A 22,098-nucleotide genomic window follows, 5' to 3' on the forward strand; every position below is an offset into this window, starting at 1 on the left:
TCTTTTATTAAAAGCCCCAGTCAACGCTAAATCTTCGTGACTGGGGCTTCATTGCCTTGTCGAGGAGTATTCAAGACTTAGACTCTAAGTTTGAATAATAATTCAATGCTAAGGATATTTTAGCTTTTGTACATGATTTAGTCAATTAAAATTCTGTTATAACATAATATTTCGTCTGAAATGTTCGAATTATGGATTAACATGAGTGAGCAGGGTCTTCTTGCCGTCAACTAATTTAATAATAACCGCACTCTTCACAGGATTATGTGTTTTTGGATCAACCGTGATGACTCCAGTAACCCCTTGAAAATCCTTGGTGTTTTCTAAGGCTGATCTGAGTTTTTCAGGTTCCGTACTGCCTGAGGTTTTGATTGCTGCAATAAGCATTTCAGCCGCATCATAACCCAATGCTGCTAAAGCATCTGGTTCTGCATTATATTTTGCTTTATAGGCATCTGCGAAAGGTTTTGTAGCCGGATCTTCCGCCCACATATGGTTAACATAATACGTGTTATTTAGATTCGCAGGACCAGCTAACTCTGGTAATTTCTCAGAATCCCAGCCATCTCCTCCAACGAAGGGAACTGTTATTCCTAATTCTCGAGCTTGTTTGACAATCAGTCCCACCTCATTGTAATAGCCAGGGACAAATACAACTTCAGGATTACTAGCTTTGATTCTGGTCAAGGTAGATTTGAAATCCTTATCTCCGCCAACATAATTCTCGGTATCGGTAATAGTTCCTCCAGCACCGGTAAGGACTTTACTAAACTCCGCAGCTAAACCTTTTGAGTAATCATCTTTTTGATCGATAAATACTGCCGCCTTATTTACCTTAAGCGTGTTCATTACGAAATTCGCAGCAACCTTTCCTTGGAAAGGATCTAAAAAGCAGCTTCTGAAAACCCATGAATTCAGTGATCCATCTTTGTTAATTGTAACTTCTGCATTTGTTGCAGTTGGCGTAATCAACGGGATTTTATTGTCCGCAGAAACAGGCACAGCTGCCTTCGTATTTGAACTAGTTACTGCTCCTAGAACAGCTACAACTTTATCTTGAGTGATTAGCTTTGTTATGGCTGACGTGGACTCTCCTGCTTCTGATTTATTATCTGCTGTAATGAATTTGAGTTGTTTTCCCAGGACGCCACCTTTTTTATTTTGATCTTCAAAAGCTAGATTCACTGAATTTAAAACTGATTGACCATAAGTTGCTACGCCACCTGATAATTCAAGGTCGCCACCAATCTTAATTTCCTCAGAAGCGGCTGGTGCTGCTGAACTACCACAACCTGAGATCAAGCCTAACATTATAACTGCTATGCCTAACACGACTTTACTTTTTCTCATTTGTTTACCCCCATCACTAAAATAAAATTCTATGTTGCAGTTTAAATAGAAACTTAAGGAATTACTAACGACACCTCCGCTTCACATATTAAGAATTTACCTTGGTCTAAGCAAAGCTTGATGCCAAAATAAACCCCGCTTAATAGTTATAATACAGATCTCGACACATTTTTGCTTAACAACGATTAATTTTATATCTGTTACACCATTGTGTCAATTAATAAATTCTGTGTCACTACATAGATTTTAGTACAAACGTCTTTTGTCACCAGAGCGCTTAGTTAGCTTCTGATTATCAAAAAATTCTAGTAGGGGAACCGCATATTTTCTTGAAGTACCCCACGTTTCACGCGCCTCTGCGACACCTATTTCACCATGATCCTTTAGAAACTCTGTTAAGAGTTTTTGGGCCTTAGCTAGCTCTTTTTGGCTATAATAAAATTGATCTATATGTACCCATTCTCCAATTTCACACAAGTACTGAGCATACTCTGGCGCTTCAGATTTAGGAATTGCACATTCTTCTGCTGTCATTGCCAAGTCAGGCGGCATAAGTGCAACATTTTGCCATTTAACACGTAATGCTTCTAACCGTTTCAAAATATTCGCAGGAATTTCTGCTCCTTCATTTGTTTGGACTTTACTTCCTGATATATTATAGAAGCCTCGAATAGACCCTTGTTCTAGTATTGTCTGCCAACGTCGATGTGTCCACGATATTCCTAAACGAGTTTTTAGTTCCTCTCGGCTAATTCCTCTGCGCAGAGGATTTACTTTTTCATAAGACTTGACGGTGTCTATCAATTTTGACCGCCAAAGTTCCGCCGGCACTTTTCCCCAGTAGAGCTTTGTTTCATCTTCCATCCAAATTTCCATTCGTCCCAATTGCTCTAGTGATATCAAACTTTCCTCCAGTTCTTCTGAACTGACATGCAGACGTGCAGCTAAATCCTTATCCGTTCGAGGTTCGATCATTTCTTTTTCCAATAGGTCAAGGGGGTCGCCTTGGTCTTTCATCTTCATCTGTGCAAGAACATTTTCTTTAAACCGTTTATTCTTAAACTCTGCCACACCTAGAACTTTTCCGCCTGCAATTGTATGGGCAGGGGAATAGAACCGAAGTACAAAACGATCTCCTGGTACTGCAACAACAGGTTCTTCCAATAGTATCTGGGCGAATCCCTCTTGTCCAGGCACCAGTTCTTCCTGCTCCAGAAGATGAATGCGGCCGAGGATCTCTGTGGTTCCAAGGTGAAAACGAACTCTTTGTCTTTGTATAATAGGTTTATTAGCCGAGAATAGGTTTAAAACCTTCAAGTCTAAGATTTTTCCGACCTTAAACGCATTTGGCATAACAAGTACTGAACCTCGCTCAACTTCAGCAACATCCACCCCAGTTAGATTTATGGCTACTCGTTGCCCAGCCTCTGCAGAATTCACTTTGTTTTTATGAACTTGTAGGGAGCGAACCTTAGTAAGAATATGAGTTGGCTCAATCGCCAGCTCCTGTCCCATTTTCACTGTCCCACTGTGAAGCGTTCCAGTAACAACGGTGCCGAATCCCTGAATACTGAAGACCCGATCAAGTGGCATACGAATAGGTCCGGTCGCTTTTTTTCCCTCAACCTCCGAAAGCAGTCCATCAATGACTTGACGCAAGTTGAGAATCCCTTCACTTGTCAGTGCTGAAACTCGACAAATGGGTGCTTTTTGAAATGCCGTATCATTAAGTTCCTCGCGTATCTCTTCTTCTATCAGTTCAAGCCACTCTTCGTCCACAAGGTCTATTTTATTAATAACAACAATTCCTCGCGGTATACCCAGTAATGTCAAGATGTCCAGATGCTCCTGAGTCTGTGGCATAATCCCTTCATCTGCGGCAATGACGAGTAACACTACATCCATTCCGCTTGCTCCTGCCAGCATTTGGCGGACAAACCGTTCATGCCCAGGAACATCTACAATTCCAACTTGTCGCCCACTGGGCATTGTCATATGAGCAAATCCCAGCTCAATTGAGATTCCCCGTTGCTTCTCCTCTTTTAAACGGTCCGTTTCCATACCTGAAAGAGCATGAATCAGTTGCGTTTTCCCATGATCAACATGTCCTGCTGTACCTACTAAATAGTGTCGTTCACCCATTTTTCTTCCCCTTATTACGTGATTTTGGCCAAAATCTGTCTAGATCATCTTTGCAGGTAGGTTTCTCTTTGTAATTAATAACCCTTCTGTACTCTAAGTATTCATTCGCTTGTTTATTTTGGCCTCTTCTCAAGGTATTTAATCTGTTTTCGTTTCTATCAATCTCATATTCGGCTATTACTACTTCAGATTCTTCCCATAAATTTTCAAGACAAATTTATCTTCAGCCTACCAGCCATTTGAAAACTTCGACAATCAAAGTAAATATCCTTTATGTTCTACGCCAAAAGTATAAAATTGTCGGTAAGAAGACAAGTCCTAAATAACCAAACAAAGGATATACGAACTGTACAATTTGGGAGAATCTTACCCCTGCTATTGGTAACAACAAGAGCAATATTAAGAGTGTGGCATTTCCATAACTCAATTTATTTGTTTGTACCACTCTACTGACAAGACTAAAGCCATTTCCTATCGCTGCTGTGATCATAGTCAACCATAATACGACTACATAGAAAAAGGCTGGCCAATCTCCTAACTTACCTGCAACTGCAACCATTGGTATTTCTAACCCTATTACCTCTGGAAACCTGAGTAATGCAGACCCTATAAAGAAAGCAAATATTCCAAGTGATACACCGCCAAGAACTGCCCCTATGCGTGCTCCTGGCCGTTGGACATCACGGCCAAGTGAAGCGAACACTACCATAGCTAGAGTGAAATTAAACGATACATATAATATAGCTGAGAGAGCCCAATGTTGAACAATTGGGTTAGGCAACACAACAATGCCTTCACCATCTCCAGAAGCTGCAAAAAATACAGCCGCAGTTGCGATACCTAAGCAAATGATAAATTTCAATGGGATTAGGACAGAATTAATCCATAAAACTCCCTCTCCGCGAAACCATAAAGCTAAAGCTATTACAGTTCCTGTCAATATAATACCTAACCACCTGGTGAATCCGAAATATTCGTAAAAGAGTGCCCCGCTGCCCGAAATCATCGCCAGCATTCCTAGAAATAAGAGTATACTTACGAGTCCATCTGCCCATAGACCCCACCTATTCCCTAATAGACGTTTAAAAAACTCTGAATAGGATGTTATCTTCCAGCGCGCCTGCAAATCCAACATACTCCAACCCATAAGTGCAAACAATACTGCACTGACAATAATTCCGACTAAACCCCAACGACCATAGCGAGAAAAAAATTGCTGTATTTCTTGACCTGATGCAAATCCTGCCCCCATAACGGCACCTACGTAAGTTGCGGCAACTTGTAATGTTGTTTTCCAGTTCATAACACTTCCCTCCTCGCCATCATGCTTATGGCTGGAAAAGGAATCTCATGCATAAAAAGGTCAGGAATTGGGAAATATTTATATATATATTATTGAACTGGAATTTACTAGGCGTTTATAAGTTCATAGGTATTCAAGTTCTTAATTCTTAGGGGGTAACTCGTGAGTCTATTTTCTTTATGGACTGAACCTCAAAAAATAAAAGCCCACGTTGATGACTATTCCGCCAAGGCGAAATTAGAAACGCGGCTTTCTGATCTCTTCGTATCAACTCGTAAGCGCCCTGCAGTTATTCTTTGCATTGGAACTGATCGATCTACGGGAGACGCCTTAGGTCCTTTAATAGGAACACATCTTTCGCGCCTTAAACTACCTCAGCTTCATGTCTACGGTACGCTCGATGAACCTGTACATGCTACTAATCTGGGACAAAACATCGAATTCATCAAACAATCCTTCGTGAATCCTTTTATTATTGCAATTGATGCCTGCCTCGGACGTATGGATTCTATAGGGTGTATCATACTAGCTAATGGGCCTTTAAAACCAGGCGCTGGTGTCCATAAACAGCTTCCTGAAGTAGGAGAGGCTCATTTGACCGGAATCGTAAATGTCGGTGGTTTTATGGAATACATGGTATTGCAAAACACCCGCCTTAATCTGGTGTGGCGGATGTCCGAAAATATTAGTTCTCTCATAACGCATTCATATTTAAAAATGCGTTATGAGAAATAAGTTGTTATATTTTCTCTCCTAGCATTGCTTTTCTAATAACTTCAACTTCTTCATCGGTCAATGAATACGAAGACTGCCCTTTAGCAATGGGTTTAGCGTATACTCTTGATTCTTCACGGCTATGAATAGCACTGAGCACAACTCCACTTCCCTCTTGATTCAAAAGCGCAAAGGCAAAACTTAAATCGCTCCCTACGTTATCAAAGGCTCTAAATCGCAACAATTCTGCACGATCAACGGCAGCGCGCAATTTCGCTTCGATCTGTGCAAGCCGTATTTCACAAGTTTTTATTTCCTGATTTTGTTCACCCAGCGTCTCTATATATTTCTGAAGTATTGGTTCAAGTTCGTTCCCTGACATGAATGTTTGTAACGTCACATAAGAAGCTTCAAAGCGTTTCATTCGGCGAAAAAGCAATATAATTATTAGAATAAAAATCAATATAAGTATCGATAAAGCACTGATACCCCACCATATTATAGGCATAATGCTTCCTAGACTTGTCAACCCTTTTGCCTCCTTTTTCAATTAACTAGATACGTTCACTAATGATTATTTACGATTCTACAGTTTTACATACCCAAATGGAGCTTTGTGAATAAAATGGTTATTGGAACTGCTAGAAATATTGCTGGTAGTAGATTGCCTACTTTAATTTCTTTCATTTCCAAGATATTAAATCCTATCCCCAATATAAGCAAACCACCCGTTGCGCCCATTTCTGTGATGACTTGAGAAGACAGTATTCCTTGGAGTAGGCCCGCTGCCATAGTTATAGATCCTTGATATATAAACACAGGTATAGCTGACGCTAATACGCCAATCCCCATCGAAGAGGAGAAAACTATTGCTGATATTCCATCAAGCATAGATTTCATAAAAAGTATATTATGGTTTCCCCTTAAGCCACTCTCAAGTGAGCCCATTATTGCCATTGCTCCGACACAGTAAATTAAGCTTGCTGTTACAAATGCTTTAGTGAATCCAGTTACTTGACCATTTCTAGAAAATTTACCTTCTAACCACTGACCAAAATGTTGTAATCGAAGCTCGATATCTATCCATTCCCCAATTACGCCACCTAACACGAGGCTGGCAATAACAATTAACGGATTCTTAGTTTGCAAAGCCATACTTCCTCCAATTAGTAAGACAGCCAGCCCTATTCCCTGTATGACTGTCCTTTTCATTTTTTCAGGTAAGGCTTGTCCAAACAAAAGTCCTATTAATCCTCCTAAAACAATAGCTGCTGTATTTACAATAGTTCCCAACACTAACATCACCGCCTTCTTTAGGCCTTAAATTCTTTCGGAAAGAATTGTATATTAACACTTTACTTATCAGTGCAAATACACTTTGTTTATTGTCTAAAATTTCGTCATAGCTGACCTATTTTCTGTTTAAACTAAACCTTATGTTCCATGTGGAACATAAATGCATAAATCCATTATTTACAAAGCAAAATATCTTATTCATAATACTGAAATCTAATCTAAGGTTACTGATAATACTTTTGGGTCGCTTCAAATATATATGATTGGACACAGGGTCAAGTAAAATGGTTCAATTGAGATTCCTAGCCGCGAATTACATATTTAATACCAGTAATATACAAAACTATATAAGATACATAGGTAAGTATTAAATACATCATAACCATAGGATAAAAATATCCTCTCTGAGTATAACTTCAGATTGGATATTTTAAATATCTTAATTTTGTTAACACAAAATTAAAAAAATCAAACATTATTATTTTTGAAAACATTTCATTATTAAATGTTCCACGTGGAACAATACTGGAATATATAAATCACTGTGTGTCAAAATTTTTAAATTGGATAGAAATAAATTAGCAATAACTAAAGGTTATTATATATTAATCTATGTTCATATTCCAATCCAATTGCTCATAAAAATGTTAATTTCCTTTCCTAGATTGTTCCACATGGAACATTGATTTTTAATCTATCCGTACGTTCCACAGTTCAAGAAGACGATTTAATTCCTCTTCAGAAAAATATTGTATTTCAATTTTTCCTCGTTTAGAGTCTCCTTTCAACAAGACTTTTGTCTGAAAGCTAGTCTGCAAACGTTCTTCAACGTTATGAAGAAGAAGAGAATGTTCGCGAGTAGGTTTACTTTTCTCAACTTTTCCTGAAACTCTGTTCAAAAGTTCTTCAGTCTCCCGCACAGATAACTTTTCCTTTGCAGCCTTTTGAGCTATCAAAACTTGCAAGGATGTATCTTTAACACTAAGCAACACTTTAGCATGCCCTAAAGAAATATCTTCATTTCTTAGCAATTGAAGAATAATTTCAGGTAACAAAATCACACGTAGGAGATTAGCTACAGTTGTTCGCGCTTTTCCAACGCGTTGGGCGACTTGTTCTTGAGTTAAACTGTATTCTTCAATCAGTTTTTTATAAGCCATTCCTTCATCAATAGGGGATAAATCTGCGCGTTGAATATTTTCAACAAGTGCCCTTTCAGCCATTTCTTGATCATTGCACAATTGAACAATACATTCAATATTAGAAAACCCAGCAATTTTAGCCGCTCGTAATCGTCGTTCACCAGCAATAATATAATATCGCTCACCTTCTGGTCTGACCAAAATAGGTTGAAGCAAACCGTGCTCTTGCAGAGAATTCGCTAATTCATTTAATGAATCAAGATCAAAATCTCTTCTAGGTTGATCGGGGTTCGGATCAATATCCGAGACAGGTATTTCTTTAATACTATGGTTATCACTTAACTCATCAGATAGTAACGCTTGAAGGCCTCGGCCAAGTCCCTTTTTACTAGACACGATCTAAAACCTCCTTAGCCAATTCTCGATAAACTTCAGCTCCTCTAGAGCGAGTATCATAAGCATTAATCGGTTTCCCATGACTTGGAGCTTCGCTGAGGCGAACATTGCGGGAAATAATCGTTTTGAAGACTTTCTGTGGAAAGTACTTTTTTACCTCATCCACTACTTGTATAGCTAAATTTGTTCGAGCATCAAACATAGTTAACAGAGCTCCTAATATATTTAGGTTTGGATTGAGATGTTTGCGAACTCTTTCCAATGTGCTCATTAAGAGTGTTAGGCCTTCAAGTGCATAGTACTCACATTGAATAGGAATTAAAACGTCCGTGGCAGCAGTTAAAGCGTTTATCGTCAGTAGTCCAAGTGATGGTGGGCAATCTATGAATACAAAATCGTAACTATCCTTTATGTTTTCAAAGGCAATTCTCAATTTGCCTTCACGTGAAATCTGAGAAACTAATTCAATTTCTGCCCCAGCCAACTGAATTCGAGCAGGGACAACTTTTAGATTCTTTTGATCCGTTTTCTGAATCACCTGTTCAAGAGGGACATCATTGATCAATACATCATAGATACAACGCGAAAGCTTATGTTTTGCAAGCCCCATACCGCTGGTTGCATTTCCCTGCGGGTCAAGATCTACAAGAAGAACCTTTTTCCCAAGTTCGGCTAAACAAGCACTTAAATTTATCGCTGTCGTCGTCTTAGCAACACCACCTTTTTGATTGGCAATAGCGATTACTTTGGTCATCAATGAGCACACACTTCCTTCTATATCGAATAGAAAATTATTACGATTACTTATACTCTAGATAGTATCAAACCCCTCCCAATAAAAAAAGCGTTATAAACGCTTTTTTTAAATAAATTAAATATTTTTCATAGTTATGACCCAATTGCAAAGATTTTAGGTAATGCCTTATAAACACTTTTTTGAAGTGGCTCACTACTCACAAATTTTCCATTTAACTTTACATTACGAACAGACTTTACAATGTAGCCTGGTTGTCCTAATTGCTTAAGAACCGATACTCCATGGGCAAGTGTTTCATCAACTAAATGTTGTACTTCAGGGGGAATCGTAGATTCAACGGTATTAGAGATTGTCACCTCTTGTCCTAGCTTAACCTTACCATACAAATCGATTGTAAGAGTATTCGAAGTAGTCCTAGTTCGAATAAGGAGGTATCCTCCAGTATTATTATTAAATTTTAGATCAAGACTTGGGTAAGCAACTGTCGCATCCTGTCCAAGCGGAACATATGAAATAGCTAAGTCATGGTTAGAGCGTTGAACTACAGCTAAATTTGCTAATAAACCACTATTGTATAAAGTACTGGAAACTTGACATATTCCACCAGCTAGTCCAGGGACAAACTGACCATTAACGATAATATAAGCATCCTTATATCCTCCTTCTACTGTCCTTTCACCAACGATCTGATTAAAAGATAACGTATCCCCAGGCTTAACGACCGCCATATCTAAAGCCTTGGCAGCTAAACGTACATTTTCAGTCCTCGCAGCCTGTGAAGAATCAAACCGGGTAGTATAACTGGCTAATAGACCAGTAATTTTCTGGTTTTCTAACTGAGCTGCAGTCAGAGCAGGTGGAAGATCTTTAAATTCAACTTTTAGTTCTGAAACAGGCTTAAGTATATTAAGCCCCTTGATCTGAGAAATAAGTGCATTCATGTCAAAGGTTGTACCGATATGTTCACCATGAATCTTCATGGTATTAAAACTAGTTATCTCATAAGAAGCATCCGTTGCAGGATTAGAAAACTCTTTCAAGGTTCGATTAAGGCACTCCTTCATTTTTTGTTCATCCCATTTTTCGGTCAATTGAAAGTTTATCCCTTTCGCCGCTTCCATTTTTGATACAACCTTTTTTCGGAATGAACCTTCCCTACTAATATCATAAGCTTCCTGTACTGCTATATCTCCATTTATGGAAAGACCTAAATCTTCTAACTTAACCTCAGAAGATTTCTTGTCTGCATTTAATTTCACCGTTTGACTCATTAAACGCTGAATTTCCTTATCGATTGTTTCTTTAGCCTGATCCTGAGTTAAATTACTAACATTAATCCCAGATATTGTAACTCCTTCAACAATTGTATGTTGATCCCAGGTATAGACCATGATTGAAGTTGCAGCTAAAATTAATGTAATTAAAAGGACTCCAATAGCAATAGAGAAAGATCTATTTCTCTGAAGACGATTTAGACTAGTTCGACGCCTTTTTGTAGTATGTTTATATTTTTTGCCATATAAATCGATAGCTTCACCTTCCCCAATTCGTTGCCTAGCTCTTTGATCAAATGACTCGTCCAAATCGCACCCCCCTAATCAATCTATCCTGATAAATAATTGATACATATATCACAATTCGACGTTCTTCTCATATATCCTTCACTATAAGTATAAAAAAGAGCCTTACTATTTAAAGTAAAGCCCTGAAGAAATGGAAAACCAGGCTCATACACTATCCCTTTTTCATTTTGAAATAACAAATAGGGTCTTTGGTAGGAATTCCAGCTTGACGTGGGTACTGGATAGGTGTTTCTTTAACCTTTCGAATTAACACGACAGCACGGTGCTCTGCACCTTCACCCAGACTAAAATGTTCAACACTTTCTACAACACCACCCAATAATTTCAAAGCCTTTTGAGATTCTGCTAACTCATCATCAACCTGCGATCCTTTTGGGGCAAGGAACAGTCCATTGATCTTAAGAACTGGTAGGGTATACTCTAATAAAACAGGAAGACGAGCTACAGCACGTGAACTTACGTTGTCAAAGTAATTTCTATATTGCACATCTTGTCCAAAATTCTCGGCTCGAGCATGGACGGTATTAATTTCATGTAGATTTAAATCTTTAATAACGATATCAAGAAAATTAAGCCGTTTTTTAAGAGAATCCATTAGAATGATCGTTAACTCTGGACGTATTATCTTTAGTGGAATCCCAGGAAAACCAGCGCCTGTTCCAATGTCTGCAAAGGATACTCCCGAGATATATTTAGAAAGGACCATTGAATCAATAAAATGTTTTAAGATTACTTCATGAGGATCAGTGATTCTCGTTAAATTTAATCGTTTGTTCCAATCAAGCAAGAGATCACCAAATTGACAAAGTTGACTAACTTGTAAATCAGATAATTCGTAGCCAATAAGCTTATAAGTTGACTCTTGTAGAAAAGATGAGAATTCTCTAAACATTATTTACTTCCCCCCTCTCCGTTGTTGTTCTAAATATACGAGTAAGACGGAAATATCAGCAGGGCTGACCCCTGTGATACGTGAAGCCTGCCCAACATTTAGAGGTTTTACTTCCATTAGACGTTGTCTACCTTCCGTAGATAAACCACGAATATTTTCATATTCAAGATTATGATTAAGAGAACGTGACTCTAACTTTGAAAACTTCTCGATCTCAATCCATTGTTTTTCAATATACCCAGCATATTTCGTTTCAATCTCAGCTTCTTCTAAGACTTCTAAATCAAAATGTTCCAATTCCGGTAGAAGTCTAACTAAATGGACAATAGTAATCTCAGGTCTACGGATTAAATCTTGGGCACTTATTCCCCCACGAATCGGAGTCGATTTAGCCTCAACCATAACCTGTTGTAAGTCCTCTCTCAATGGAGAGAAAACAGTGGATTTCCAGAGTCCAAGAATATGTTGAAAGTCTTCCTTTTTTTCTTGAAAACGTTTCCAGCGTTCTTCGTTAACCAAGCCAACAGCATGTCCTTTTTCGGTTAACCTTAAATCAGCATTATCCTGACGAAGAACAAGGCGGTACTCCGCTCGTGAAGTTAATAAACGATAAGGTTCCTTAACACCCTTTGTGACCAAATCATCAATTAAGACACCTAAATATCCATCCGAACGTCTAAGCACAAACGGATCCTTTCCCAAAACTCGACGTGCTGCATTAATTCCAGCCATTAACCCTTGCGCAGCAGCTTCTTCATATCCAGAAGTCCCATTAATTTGGCCTGCTGTGAATAATCCTGGCAGCTGCCTTACTTCTAAACCAAGCGAAAGTTGATGGGGCAAAACATAATCATATTCAATCGCATATCCCTGCCGCAACATTCTTACATGTTCCAATCCTGGGATACTCTTTAATATTTTAACTTGAACATCCTCTGGCATACTTGTTGATAAACCTGCCACATAAAGTTCGTCGCTTTGCCAGCCTTCTGGCTCCAAAAATATTTGATGTGCTTCTCGTGAAGCAAAGCGCACTACTTTATCTTCAATTGAAGGGCAATATCGAGGACCGATCCCCTCTATCTTTCCAGAATACAAAGGCGCACGATAAAGGTTCTCTCGAATAATCTCATGCGTTTGATTAGCTGTATATCCTAACCAACAAGCAACTTGATTAGATGTATCCTTATGCCAGAATTGGCTTTCAGTAGCCAGAAATGAAAAACGCCAGGGTGTATCATCACCAGGTTGAATGCGGAATTTTGAATAGTCCACAGACTGGCGATGAATTCGCGGCGGAGTCCCTGTTTTAAACCTGCCTAGTTCAATTCCAAATTCTTTAAGTGAAGCTGAAAGATTCATAGCAGGAATCTGGCCATTAGGCCCACCTTCATACATAGAATCCCCAATAATAATTTTTCCCCGCAGATACGTGCCACTTGTCAATACAATATTTTCTGATTCAAAGCGCGCACCTGTTCGAGTAACGATACCGGTCAGACCACTATTGTCAACAACTAGACGCTCGACCAGCCCTTGAATTACAGTTAATCTGTCCTGTTCCAATAAAACATCACGCATTCGATTTTGATAAGCCTGTTTATCTGATTGAATGCGTAAAGCATGAACAGCGGGCCCCTTACCAGTATTTAACATCTTTACTTGTAGAGAAGTCTCGTCAGCAACAATTCCCATTTGTCCACCTAAGGCATCAATTTCTCTAACTAAATGCCCCTTGGCAGGTCCACCTAGTGAAGGGTTACATGGCATATGAGCGATCGTATCCAAGTTTAAGGTGAGTAAAAGTGTTTCACACCCTAATCGCGCAGCAGCAAGAGCGGCTTCACAGCCCGCATGTCCTGCACCAATCACAATCACATCATATTTCCCAGCAAAATATTCCAAAGTACATCCTACTTTCCAATACAAAATCGAGAGAAAATATCATCTAAGAGAGTTTCTTGAACATTATGTCCGGTAATTTCAGAAACATATTGTAGGGCTTCTCGAATATCAATGGACAGAATATCCCAAGGCAAACCATTCTGTATGCTTAATAATGCTTGAGACAAAGCAGTGTAACAATGCTCTAAAGATGAAATCTGTCGAACATTGGAGAGAAGAGGGTCAGATTCAAGAACAGCCTCTCCCTGAAAAACTCTATTCCTTATTTCAACTTCAAGTTCTTGAAAACCTTTATGCTGAATTACAGAAAAAGGTATCCAAGACCCTTTTTGATTAAGTTTCTCAATATGATAATCATCGTCCATCAAATCTATTTTATTTACAATAACAATTACTTTAGCAGCATAAGTCTTTAAAATGTGATACTCATCTTCAGTCAACGGAATGTTGGCTTGAACTACAAGCAAAATAAGCTCGGCAGTTTTTAACGCATTCCACGTTCTCTCAATTCCAAGACGTTCCACAAAATCTTCAGTTTCACAAATTCCTGCGGTATCCATCAGTTGTAAAAGAATTCCCCCTACACTGACTGATTCTCTTATTATATCGCGTGTCGTACCCGGAATATCAGTCACTATAGCCCGTTCTTCATGTAATAGTGAATTAAGTAAACTCGATTTGCCAACATTAGGTCGGCCAACAATAACTGTAAGTAATCCTTCTCTCAATATTTTACCTGTCTTACTACCATCTAATAGATTCTTGGTGTCAACAAAAGCCTTATCTATTTTAGATTCAAGAGTTTCTCTATCCAGATTTTCAACATCATCTTCAGGAAAATCAATACTTGCTTCAATAAAGGCAAGTATCTCTAAAATTTCTTCCCGCAATTTAATAATTGTATCTGAAAGTCCGCCACCTAATTGAGCTAAAGCCAAGTTTGCAGATGTCTCAGTACGTGAACTAATTAAATCAATTACCGCCTCTGCCTGAACTAAATCAAGTTTTCCATTCAAAAAAGCCCGCTTAGAAAATTCACCCGGTTCCGCAAGATTCGCACCATGTCTAATACAGGCTTGCAAAATTCTTTGAGCAACAAACGGGCCACCATGACAATTGATTTCAAAAACATCTTCACCTGTATAGGAGTAAGGAGTCAACATTCTACCAACGAGTACTTGATCAAGAACTTTACCTTCATCATGAAAAACCCCAAGATTTAAGGTATAGTTTTCTCTAGTTAACCAGCGCTCTTTATTCTGAGGTTTAAAGCAATCCTCAATTATTGTTCCCGCTTTAAGGCCGCTCAATCTTATGATATGAATACCTGCTTCACCCTTAGCAGTTGCCATCGCCACGATAGTATCATCCAAATCTTATCATCTCCATAAAATAAGTAAGAAATTATTTTGACATTTCATCTAAGATCTATAATAAACTCTGCTTGTGGAAAGTCTCTGCAACGGTAAGAGCCATAGTTGCGCTTCAGCGCTCGCCAAGACTCGAACAGGATATCCACAAGGTTAGTGTGCCACCGTGACTCGAACAGGACGATCGAGGTTAGAGTTAGAGCACCACTATGGATGGCAAGGCGCCGTGACGGCTAGATGGGACCTTCCAGAAAGTATGGAACTAAAAGTTATACGTTCTGACTAGTATAAAGAAAACTTGGCTGGGGCCCGCGAAGACACCGTCTTCGCACGTATTAGCCTTCTTGCAGACACTGTCTTCGCACGTGTTAACCTTCTTGCAAGCCTCTGGCGAATGCGGCCGCCCTGTTGCCCTTATGCTCCAGACGAAGACACTGTCTTCGCACGTATTAGCCCTTCTTGCAGTATATAACGTAAGTTTATACTTTCTGTTAGTATAAAAAAAGAGGGGGTTCCCCCCCTCTCCCTAATCAAAGAAATCTATGTTGTTTCTAAAAATAGATTACCCTCTTCTTAAAGATATGACAACACGTCGATTTGGGTCATCACCCTCACTAAATGTCGATATCCTAGCTTCATCTTGTAAAGATGTATGGATAATCCTTCGCTCATGAGGATTCATCGGCTCTAAGACTATTCTTGTACCTGTCCTTTTTACCTTTTCAGATAATCGTTTTGCTAGACGCACAAGTGTCTCTTCACGACGTAGTCTATACCCTTCCACATCAACAACAATACGTACACGTTCTGACAAAATTTTAGCAACCGCTAAATTTGTTAAGTATTGAAGTGCATCTAAAGTATCACCACGTCTGCCTATAAGTATTCCAAGCTCTGGCCCATTAATATCAACATGCCAGTGTTCTCCGTCCTTACTCACTTGAGTATCCGCTTTAACACCCATCGCTATACATACTTTATGAATAAATTCCGAAGCTAAAATACCTGGATTATCTTCATAAGACACTCGAACTCTAGCCAGCCGTGTTCCAAAGAGACCGAATAAACCTTTCTTCGTAGGCTCAACAATAACCTCAACTTTAACATGCTCTCGATCAACGGCTAAATCTAGAACCCCAGCGGTGATCGCTTCTTCAACCGTTTTTCCGGTTTTCTCTACAACCCTCATTAACGATCCTCCTCACGTCTTCCGCGATATTTATGCCGCGTTATTTTTTTGGCTCGTCAATCTACGATTAATATAAAGCTGTTGTAGAATTGAAACGCAGTTCATCGTTACCCAGTATAATGCTAAACCTGCAGGTACCGTGGCACTGATATAAGCAAAAAAGACTGGCATTATGTATAACATAGTTTTTTGAGTTGGGTCTGTTGAAGCATTTGGATTTGTAACTTTGGTTTGTAAAAATGTTGTAGCTGCAGCAAAGATAGGCAAAATAATATGATATGAAGGTGTAAATCCATAAATTTTGGTCAGATCAAAACCTAAAAACCAATGCGCCGCTGCTGCAGAATTTCCATATGGAAATTTACGCAGCGTACTATAAAGAGCCCAAAAAATAGGCAACTGAACAACGATAGGTAGGCAACCACCCATAGGGTTAACATTATGTTCTTTGTATAACTCCATGACTGCTGTATTAATTTTTTCTTTGTCGTTCTTATACTTTGCTTGAATAGCTTTAATCTTCGGCTGTAGATCGACAGTTTTTCGCATGGAAGCCATCTGTTTATAAGTTAAGGGGTAAATAAGCGTTTTAATCAAAATAGTCAAGATTATAATTGCTACACCGTAGTTGGGGAGACCAATAGCAGCAGAAAGATTATATAGTATATTTAATAGATAAGTCATCCCTTGAACAATAATATTCACAAAAGCCCTCCTTAAACTGGGTCATTTCCTCCAGGATGAAATGGATGACATTTTAAAATCCTAACTAATGATTTCCAACTTCCTTTTACAAGACCGTATTTCTGCAAAGCCTGAACAGAATACTCAGAACAAGTTGGGTAAAAACGACACGTTTGTCCCTTTAAAGGAGAAATAAATTTTTGGTATAGGCCAATCAAAAGAACAAGCAAACGTTTCATAGCTTTTGCACTTTTTTTAAGGCATTTGCCTTCTTTAACATATTCATTATAGACTTTTCGACTTCCATATAGGAAACTCCTTTGATATTTGCCCTAGCAATAAGAATTATTTGTATATCATTTCTAATTTCAGACAAATGAAGACGTATAACTTCACGCATAAGCCTTCTTGCACGATTTCTCTGAACTGAATTACCCACTTTCTTGGAGGCAATAAAACCAAATCGTTTAGGGCCTTTAAGTACATAAATGGCAACGTGTTTTACAGAATAGTTTTTCCCATCCGCAAATACCGCCTGATAGCTAGATTTTTTGCGTAAGCGAAATATTCTTTTTAACATAATTCCTCCAGGCTTACATACCTTAGATTCTATAATATTCTAACTCTCCAAGACTAAGTTTAAACCTATACAGGAAATAGTTTTAGAAAGAAAAAATTTATTTAAAAAAAGGCCACATATTTGCGGCCTTAAACTGATAATTTCTTCCGACCTTTTAATCGACGGCGTTTTATTACATTTCGCCCCGTTGGCGTGCTCATCCGATTCAAAAAACCGTGAACTCGCTTATGACGCCTATTCTTCGGTTGATACGTTCTCTTCAATTCAACGACACCTCCTTTTATTTCAACGAAAAAAGCATTCGAAGCAATCAAACTTACTTAGAGATTATACTCTAATAATTTTTAATCTGTCAAGCGAAGGTATCTGATAAGATGTGGATAACATTCGACCGTAAAAGTTATCCACTGTGAATAATTTAGGCAAACTCATTATCTTCCTGTTGATAACCCTTCGAAAACTTGATATTATGTTTGAGTACCACCTTACGACAACTATATATCATATAATTTTTATACACATCACGTAATTTGACTGAGTTATCCACAAATGTGCATAAGTTTGTGTATAACTTTTTTATTGTCATAATTCTTACATACTTAGACAAGGGAGGTCCGTCCATGCCACCACAGTCAATCTCACCTCAATTATTGTGGCAGGAAACTCTAGAAAAATTGAAAAATGAACTTTCTAAGCCGAGCTTTGAAACTTGGTTAAGTTCCACCCGGCTTCTTCATATTGATGGTGATACACTTGTTATCAGTGTTCCCAATGAATTTGCAAAGGATTGGTTGGAAAGTCGTTATGCACCGCTGATTCGATCTTCAGTTCAATCAGTTCTAGGACATTCTGTTAGCCTCCGTTTTATCATACCCACTCCAGAAGGATCCTACGGAGAAGATCTAAATCTCTCAGTCTCAATTTCTCCGATAACTCCTATAGAAGATGAACCAATTCCTAATTCTCTTAATAATAAATATACCTTTGACACCTTCGTCATTGGAAACAGTAATCGCTTTGCCCATGCTGCTTCATTAGCAGTCGCCGAATCACCGGCTAAATCCTACAATCCTCTATTTATTTATGGAGGAGTTGGTTTAGGGAAAACCCACCTTATGCATGCTATTGGTCATCATGTCCTTCAGCGATCACCAAATACGAAGGTTCTTTATGTTTCTAGTGAGAAGTTTACGAATGAATTGATTGATTCTATCAGAGACGAAAACTCCATTGAGTTTCGTAATCATTACCGAAACGTGGATATCCTCCTTATTGACGATATTCAATTTTTAGCCGGCAAAGAACGAACTCAAGAAGAGTTCTTTCATACATTTAACGCACTACATGAAGCAAATAAGCAAATTATTATTTCTTCAGACCGACCTCCTAAAGAGATTCCAACCTTAGAAGACCGTTTGCGTTCTCGTTTTGAATGGGGTCTAATCACAGATATTCAGGCCCCAGATTTAGAAACCAGAATTGCCATTCTAAGAAAGAAAGCTAAGATGGAAAACTTACAAGTACCTAACGAAGTAATGGTATATATAGCTGATAAAATTCATTCCAACATTCGTGAGCTCGAAGGAGCACTCATCCGAGTCATGGCATTTGCCTCCCTTAGTTCAATACCCATAAACACTGAAGTTGCAGTGGAAGCATTGAAAGACATTATTCCGGTTAATAACACAAAACAAATAACCATTGAAATGATTCAGCAATCCGTAGCAAATTATTTTCACCTATCGTTAAGTGAGTTCAAAGCTAAGAAAAGAACTCGTGCCGTTGCTTTTCCCAGACAAATTGCCATGTATCTGTCACGTCAATTGACGGACTCTTCATTGCCAAAGATCGGAGACGAATTTGGTGGAAGAGATCATACCACTGTTATGCATGCGCACGATAAAATATTGCAGGCATTACGTAATGACCCATTACTAGAAAAAAAGGTTAACGAAATAATTCAACATATTCAATCCGATTGAAACTAAAATTGATAAATATATTCGTAATGTGTATAACCTGTTAGTATTATATGAATAAAAAAAGCGTTGTTTATTACTTGTGGGCATGTGGATAACATCAATCCGTTTGTCCACACCTTTTTCAACATAGGTTTTATCAGTATTCTAGCACTACTAATCAATTTATCCACATGTTGACAAGTAATACTACTATAACTACTATCTAATATCTTATTATTAATAAACGAATTAAGAACTATGAGGATAAAATTTTAGGAGGATTCGATTCATATGAAAATCTTCTGCTCAAAAGACGCACTGCTTTCAGGTGTAAATGCTGTTCAACGGGCTGTATCTGGTAAAAGCACTTTACCTGTTCTTCAAGGGATTTTAATAGTAGCCGAACAACAGTCTTTACAATTTGCAGCGACTGATCTTGAAATGGGGATTCGTTGTGAAGTACCTGCCCAGGTTACTGAAGAAGGCACAGTGGTCGTACCCGCTAAACTCTTTTCGGAAGTTGTACGTAAATTACCGGAAACAACTATTACATTAGAAGAACGGGACAAAACAATTACCATTTATTATCATCAATCTGAGATAACCTTAAATGGCTACGATCCAGATGAATTCCCCTTGTTACCGGACCTGATGGATCCTATTTCATTTACTTTGCCTACTACGATTTTTAAAAATATGATTAGACAAACCGTATTTTCTTGTGCTATAGAGGAAAATAGACCAGTTTTTACGGGAACCCTCTTACAAATTGAAGGATCAAGTATTCGTTTAGTTGCAACCGATACTCATCGTTTAGCTTATAGCATTGCTGAAATGCCTAATCCCTCAGAATTACAGTTTAGTGGAATTATTCCCGCTAAAACTTTGTCAGAAATTTATCGTCTCTTGCATGAGGAGGATGAAATTTTGACTATCAGTTCTAGTGATACTCAAGTGGTATTCCAATTTGGAGCCATTTATTTAGTTTCTCGTCTTATCGAAGGTCAATTTCCCAACTATAAACAAGTTATACCTCAGACATGTGAAACTAAAGTAAATTTATCCTTAAAAAGCTTCTTAGAAGCCGTAGAACGGGCATCGTTACTTTCTCGTGATAAAAGTGGAGCCAATATTATTAGGATAAATGTAGAAAAAACCGAATTAAGGATTGACCAAACGTCTGAATTAGGTAAAATATCGGAGCAAATAGAAATAAAAATGGAAGGAAAAGATGTGATGATTGCTTTCAATGCTAAGTTTCTTATTGATGCGTTGAAAGTCATTGATAGCGAACAAATTATGTTTGAACTTTCCGGTCCATTTAGTCCAGGAGTTATGCGTCCTTTAGATAATCCAAATTATCTGTATCTTGTACTACCGGTTCGAACATCTTAATTTAAATTATGATGATTAATAAATTACGTCTACAAAATTTTCGTAATTATCAGGATCAAATAGTACAGTTCATGCCTGGAACTAATATATTAGTTGGAGATAATGGCCAAGGAAAAACTAACTTAATCGAAGGAATATATTACCTTCTTACAGGCAAATCTTATCGGGTACAACGCGAACAAGAACTCTTGCGCTGGGAAGAAAGTGAATTCCATCTTTATGGCGACTTCTTACTAGCTCACCATAAAATTTTTTTGGAGAGCCACTATCGAGATAAAAAGAAAATGGTCAAAATAAATCATATACCTTGTCAACGTTTATCTGATTTTGTTGGAACGATAAATGTAATTTTCTTTTCTCCAGATGACCTTGTGATGATAAAAGGAGGTCCTTCAGAAAGACGGAGATTTTTAGACTTGCATATTGCCCAAATGCGTCCAGGTCACGTAAGTATTCTTAATGCTTACAATAAAGTCTTACAGCAAAAAAGTGCACTCTTGAAAACATATGTTGAAAAATCACTTAAATATTCTCAATTGCAACTTTGGAATCAACAAATAATCGAATTAGGAGAGAAAATAATTCGCAATCGTACGGATCTGACGCTACGAATACAAGATGTAGCTGATCAAATCTATGCCGACCTGAGTTCTCAGAAAGAAAAAATGGAGGTTATTTATATAGCTTTGGGTAAGAAAAATATAGATGAAGCTATCTCTGAATTTCCTCAATTACTTAATGATAAGCTAGAACAAGAAATAGAACGTCAAATGGTACTCGTTGGTCCACATCGTGACGATGTGCAAATTCTTTTAAATGATAAACCAGCACGGCTCTTTGCTTCACAAGGGCAACAAAGATCGTTAGTTTTAAGTTTGAAACTTGCTGAATTAGAAATTATTCATCAGGAAAAAAGAGAATACCCCCTCCTCTTACTTGATGATGTATTGTCTGAATTAGATAGCTTTAGGAGAGACTACTTAATAAAATTTATTGAATCATCGAGTATTCAAACCTTATTAACTATGACAAGTGCTGAACCGAATCTTGATTCAGGCGCAATATACCATGTAGAGCAAGGACATATAAGGAGGAAACCGTAAATGTATTTACATCTTGGTGGTGATATTCTGGTTAAAAAGGATAAAGTAGTTGCTATCATCGACTTAGAAACTGCTACAGAAGGTAAAAATAATGAAAAATTCTTAGATAATATCAAAAAAAATAAAAATATTAATTACATTTCTGCACCAGGGAAGGAGAAAACATTAATTATTACGTCTCAAGAATATTTTTTATCACCTATTTCTTCTATAACTCTATTCAAGCGTTCTTCTCTTAATATGGGAGAACTTGTGTGATATAGTGCTCGGTCTCAAGATGTAGAGCAAACTAGCAGGACTCTATGCGCTACCCATATCCATGATCGATTGCTTTCA

General features: G+C 38.0%; 21 protein-coding genes. 5 read left to right on the forward strand and 16 right to left on the reverse strand.

From position 1 onward, the window contains the following. Window positions 1-189 precede the first annotated feature (189 nt). The 3 genes from DSBG_RS07620 to DSBG_RS07630 all read right to left on the reverse strand — a co-directional run bounded on the left by DSBG_RS07620 (window position 190) and on the right by DSBG_RS07630 (window position 4,795). The gene (locus DSBG_RS07620) at window positions 190-1,350 is read right to left on the reverse strand and encodes an ABC transporter substrate-binding protein (protein ID WP_068963575.1); all 1,161 of its coding nucleotides are present in this window, start codon (window positions 1,348-1,350) and stop codon (window positions 190-192) included. Window positions 1,351-1,596: 246 nt separating this feature from the next. Continuing rightward, the gene (gene selB / locus DSBG_RS07625; protein ID WP_068963576.1) at window positions 1,597-3,492 is read right to left on the reverse strand and encodes a selenocysteine-specific translation elongation factor; all 1,896 of its coding nucleotides are present in this window, start codon (window positions 3,490-3,492) and stop codon (window positions 1,597-1,599) included. A 271-nt stretch (window positions 3,493-3,763) separates the two neighbouring features. Next, window positions 3,764-4,795 carry a YkvI family membrane protein gene (locus DSBG_RS07630; protein WP_068963577.1) on the reverse strand — a complete coding sequence of 344 codons (1,032 nt, stop codon included), beginning with the start codon at window positions 4,793-4,795 and terminating at the stop codon, window positions 3,764-3,766. A gap of 162 nt (window positions 4,796-4,957) precedes the next feature. On the opposite strand from DSBG_RS07630, the gene yyaC reads away from it, so the two are divergent. Continuing rightward, window positions 4,958-5,530 (forward strand): spore protease YyaC, encoded by a 573-nt coding sequence (gene yyaC, locus DSBG_RS07635; protein WP_009619716.1) that lies wholly within the window; start codon window positions 4,958-4,960, stop codon window positions 5,528-5,530. Between the two features lie 4 nt (window positions 5,531-5,534). Here the strand turns inward: yyaC and DSBG_RS07640 are convergent, their stop codons facing one another. The 13 genes from DSBG_RS07640 to rpmH form a co-directional block, all read right to left on the reverse strand. Then, complete coding sequence (locus DSBG_RS07640; RefSeq protein WP_242877471.1) at window positions 5,535-6,038, reverse strand: DUF4446 family protein; 504 nt, start codon at window positions 6,036-6,038, stop codon at window positions 5,535-5,537. A gap of 65 nt (window positions 6,039-6,103) precedes the next feature. Next, window positions 6,104-6,805 carry a DUF554 domain-containing protein gene (locus DSBG_RS07645; protein WP_068963632.1) on the reverse strand — a complete coding sequence of 234 codons (702 nt, stop codon included), beginning with the start codon at window positions 6,803-6,805 and terminating at the stop codon, window positions 6,104-6,106. Window positions 6,806-7,494: 689 nt separating this feature from the next. Continuing rightward, on the reverse strand, window positions 7,495-8,343 hold the full coding sequence (locus tag DSBG_RS07650; RefSeq protein ID WP_068963578.1) for a ParB/RepB/Spo0J family partition protein: 849 nt from the start codon (window positions 8,341-8,343) through the stop codon (window positions 7,495-7,497). Next, window positions 8,336-9,097, reverse strand: coding sequence for a ParA family protein (locus DSBG_RS07655; RefSeq protein WP_068963579.1), 762 nt, complete (start codon window positions 9,095-9,097; stop codon window positions 8,336-8,338). The genes DSBG_RS07650 and DSBG_RS07655 overlap by 8 nt, the downstream gene beginning before the upstream one ends. A gap of 134 nt (window positions 9,098-9,231) precedes the next feature. After that, window positions 9,232-10,683: a VanW family protein gene (locus DSBG_RS07660; protein WP_068963580.1), complete on the reverse strand. Its 1,452-nt coding sequence runs from the start codon at window positions 10,681-10,683 to the stop codon at window positions 9,232-9,234. A gap of 151 nt (window positions 10,684-10,834) precedes the next feature. Beyond that, window positions 10,835-11,575, reverse strand: a complete 741-nt coding sequence (gene rsmG, locus DSBG_RS07665) for a 16S rRNA (guanine(527)-N(7))-methyltransferase RsmG (protein WP_068963581.1) — start codon at window positions 11,573-11,575, stop codon at window positions 10,835-10,837. Window positions 11,576-11,578: 3 nt separating this feature from the next. Beyond that, complete coding sequence (gene mnmG / locus DSBG_RS07670; RefSeq protein ID WP_068963582.1) at window positions 11,579-13,480, reverse strand: tRNA uridine-5-carboxymethylaminomethyl(34) synthesis enzyme MnmG; 1,902 nt, start codon at window positions 13,478-13,480, stop codon at window positions 11,579-11,581. Between the two features lie 8 nt (window positions 13,481-13,488). Then, the gene (mnmE, locus tag DSBG_RS07675) at window positions 13,489-14,853 is read right to left on the reverse strand and encodes a tRNA uridine-5-carboxymethylaminomethyl(34) synthesis GTPase MnmE (RefSeq protein ID WP_068963583.1); all 1,365 of its coding nucleotides are present in this window, start codon (window positions 14,851-14,853) and stop codon (window positions 13,489-13,491) included. 559 nt (window positions 14,854-15,412) lie between these two features. After that, window positions 15,413-16,039 carry an RNA-binding cell elongation regulator Jag/EloR gene (gene jag / locus DSBG_RS07680; protein ID WP_068963584.1) on the reverse strand — a complete coding sequence of 209 codons (627 nt, stop codon included), beginning with the start codon at window positions 16,037-16,039 and terminating at the stop codon, window positions 15,413-15,415. Window positions 16,040-16,069: 30 nt separating this feature from the next. Then, complete coding sequence (locus DSBG_RS07685) at window positions 16,070-16,744, reverse strand: YidC/Oxa1 family membrane protein insertase (RefSeq protein WP_009619736.1); 675 nt, start codon at window positions 16,742-16,744, stop codon at window positions 16,070-16,072. Window positions 16,745-16,755: 11 nt separating this feature from the next. Further along, entirely contained in the window at window positions 16,756-16,962 is a 207-nt protein-coding gene (gene yidD, locus DSBG_RS07690) for a membrane protein insertion efficiency factor YidD (protein ID WP_009619737.1), read from the reverse strand. Next, a complete protein-coding gene (gene rnpA, locus DSBG_RS07695; RefSeq protein ID WP_068963585.1) occupies window positions 16,959-17,303 on the reverse strand; it encodes a ribonuclease P protein component in 345 nt (114 codons plus the stop codon). The genes yidD and rnpA overlap by 4 nt, the downstream gene beginning before the upstream one ends. Before the next feature lie 128 nt (window positions 17,304-17,431). Then, window positions 17,432-17,566, reverse strand: coding sequence for a 50S ribosomal protein L34 (rpmH, locus tag DSBG_RS21725; protein ID WP_083236774.1), 135 nt, complete (start codon window positions 17,564-17,566; stop codon window positions 17,432-17,434). A 357-nt stretch (window positions 17,567-17,923) separates the two neighbouring features. Here rpmH and dnaA point away from each other — a divergent pair, with 357 nt between their 5' ends. The 4 genes from dnaA (at window position 17,924) to remB (ending at window position 22,020) form a co-directional block, all read left to right on the forward strand. Further along, window positions 17,924-19,285, forward strand: a complete 1,362-nt coding sequence (gene dnaA, locus DSBG_RS07700; RefSeq protein ID WP_068963586.1) for a chromosomal replication initiator protein DnaA — start codon at window positions 17,924-17,926, stop codon at window positions 19,283-19,285. Window positions 19,286-19,555: 270 nt separating this feature from the next. Further along, on the forward strand, window positions 19,556-20,659 hold the full coding sequence (gene dnaN / locus DSBG_RS07705) for a DNA polymerase III subunit beta (protein WP_068963587.1): 1,104 nt from the start codon (window positions 19,556-19,558) through the stop codon (window positions 20,657-20,659). An 8-nt stretch (window positions 20,660-20,667) separates the two neighbouring features. Further along, on the forward strand, window positions 20,668-21,762 hold the full coding sequence (gene recF / locus DSBG_RS07710) for a DNA replication/repair protein RecF (protein ID WP_068963588.1): 1,095 nt from the start codon (window positions 20,668-20,670) through the stop codon (window positions 21,760-21,762). After that, entirely contained in the window at window positions 21,763-22,020 is a 258-nt protein-coding gene (remB, locus tag DSBG_RS07715) for an extracellular matrix regulator RemB (RefSeq protein WP_009624679.1), read from the forward strand. It abuts the gene before it with no gap. The last annotated feature ends 78 nt before the right edge of the window (window positions 22,021-22,098 follow it).

This window comes from Desulfosporosinus cupriresistens (assembly GCF_001707885.1).
GTDB lineage: Bacteria > Bacillota > Desulfitobacteriia > Desulfitobacteriales > Desulfitobacteriaceae > Desulfosporosinus.

Excerpts from the sequence above, each read along its gene's own strand:
- dnaN (WP_068963587.1), top strand. The coding sequence starts at position 19,556 with ATGAAAATCTTCTGCTCAAAAGACGCACTGCTTTCAGGTGTAAATGCT.
- selB (WP_068963576.1), bottom strand. The coding sequence starts at position 3,492 with ATGGGTGAACGACACTATTTAGTAGGTACAGCAGGACATGTTGATCAT.
- yidD (WP_009619737.1), bottom strand. The coding sequence starts at position 16,962 with ATGAAACGTTTGCTTGTTCTTTTGATTGGCCTATACCAAAAATTTATT.
- rnpA (WP_068963585.1), bottom strand. The coding sequence starts at position 17,303 with ATGTTAAAAAGAATATTTCGCTTACGCAAAAAATCTAGCTATCAGGCG.
- remB (WP_009624679.1), top strand. The coding sequence starts at position 21,763 with ATGTATTTACATCTTGGTGGTGATATTCTGGTTAAAAAGGATAAAGTA.
- rsmG (WP_068963581.1), bottom strand. The coding sequence starts at position 11,575 with ATGTTTAGAGAATTCTCATCTTTTCTACAAGAGTCAACTTATAAGCTT.
- DSBG_RS07620 (WP_068963575.1), bottom strand. The coding sequence starts at position 1,350 with ATGAGAAAAAGTAAAGTCGTGTTAGGCATAGCAGTTATAATGTTAGGC.
- DSBG_RS07630 (WP_068963577.1), bottom strand. The coding sequence starts at position 4,795 with ATGAACTGGAAAACAACATTACAAGTTGCCGCAACTTACGTAGGTGCC.
- recF (WP_068963588.1), top strand. The coding sequence starts at position 20,668 with ATGATGATTAATAAATTACGTCTACAAAATTTTCGTAATTATCAGGAT.
- dnaA (WP_068963586.1), top strand. The coding sequence starts at position 17,924 with ATGCCACCACAGTCAATCTCACCTCAATTATTGTGGCAGGAAACTCTA.
- jag (WP_068963584.1), bottom strand. The coding sequence starts at position 16,039 with ATGAGGGTTGTAGAGAAAACCGGAAAAACGGTTGAAGAAGCGATCACC.
- DSBG_RS07655 (WP_068963579.1), bottom strand. The coding sequence starts at position 9,097 with ATGACCAAAGTAATCGCTATTGCCAATCAAAAAGGTGGTGTTGCTAAG.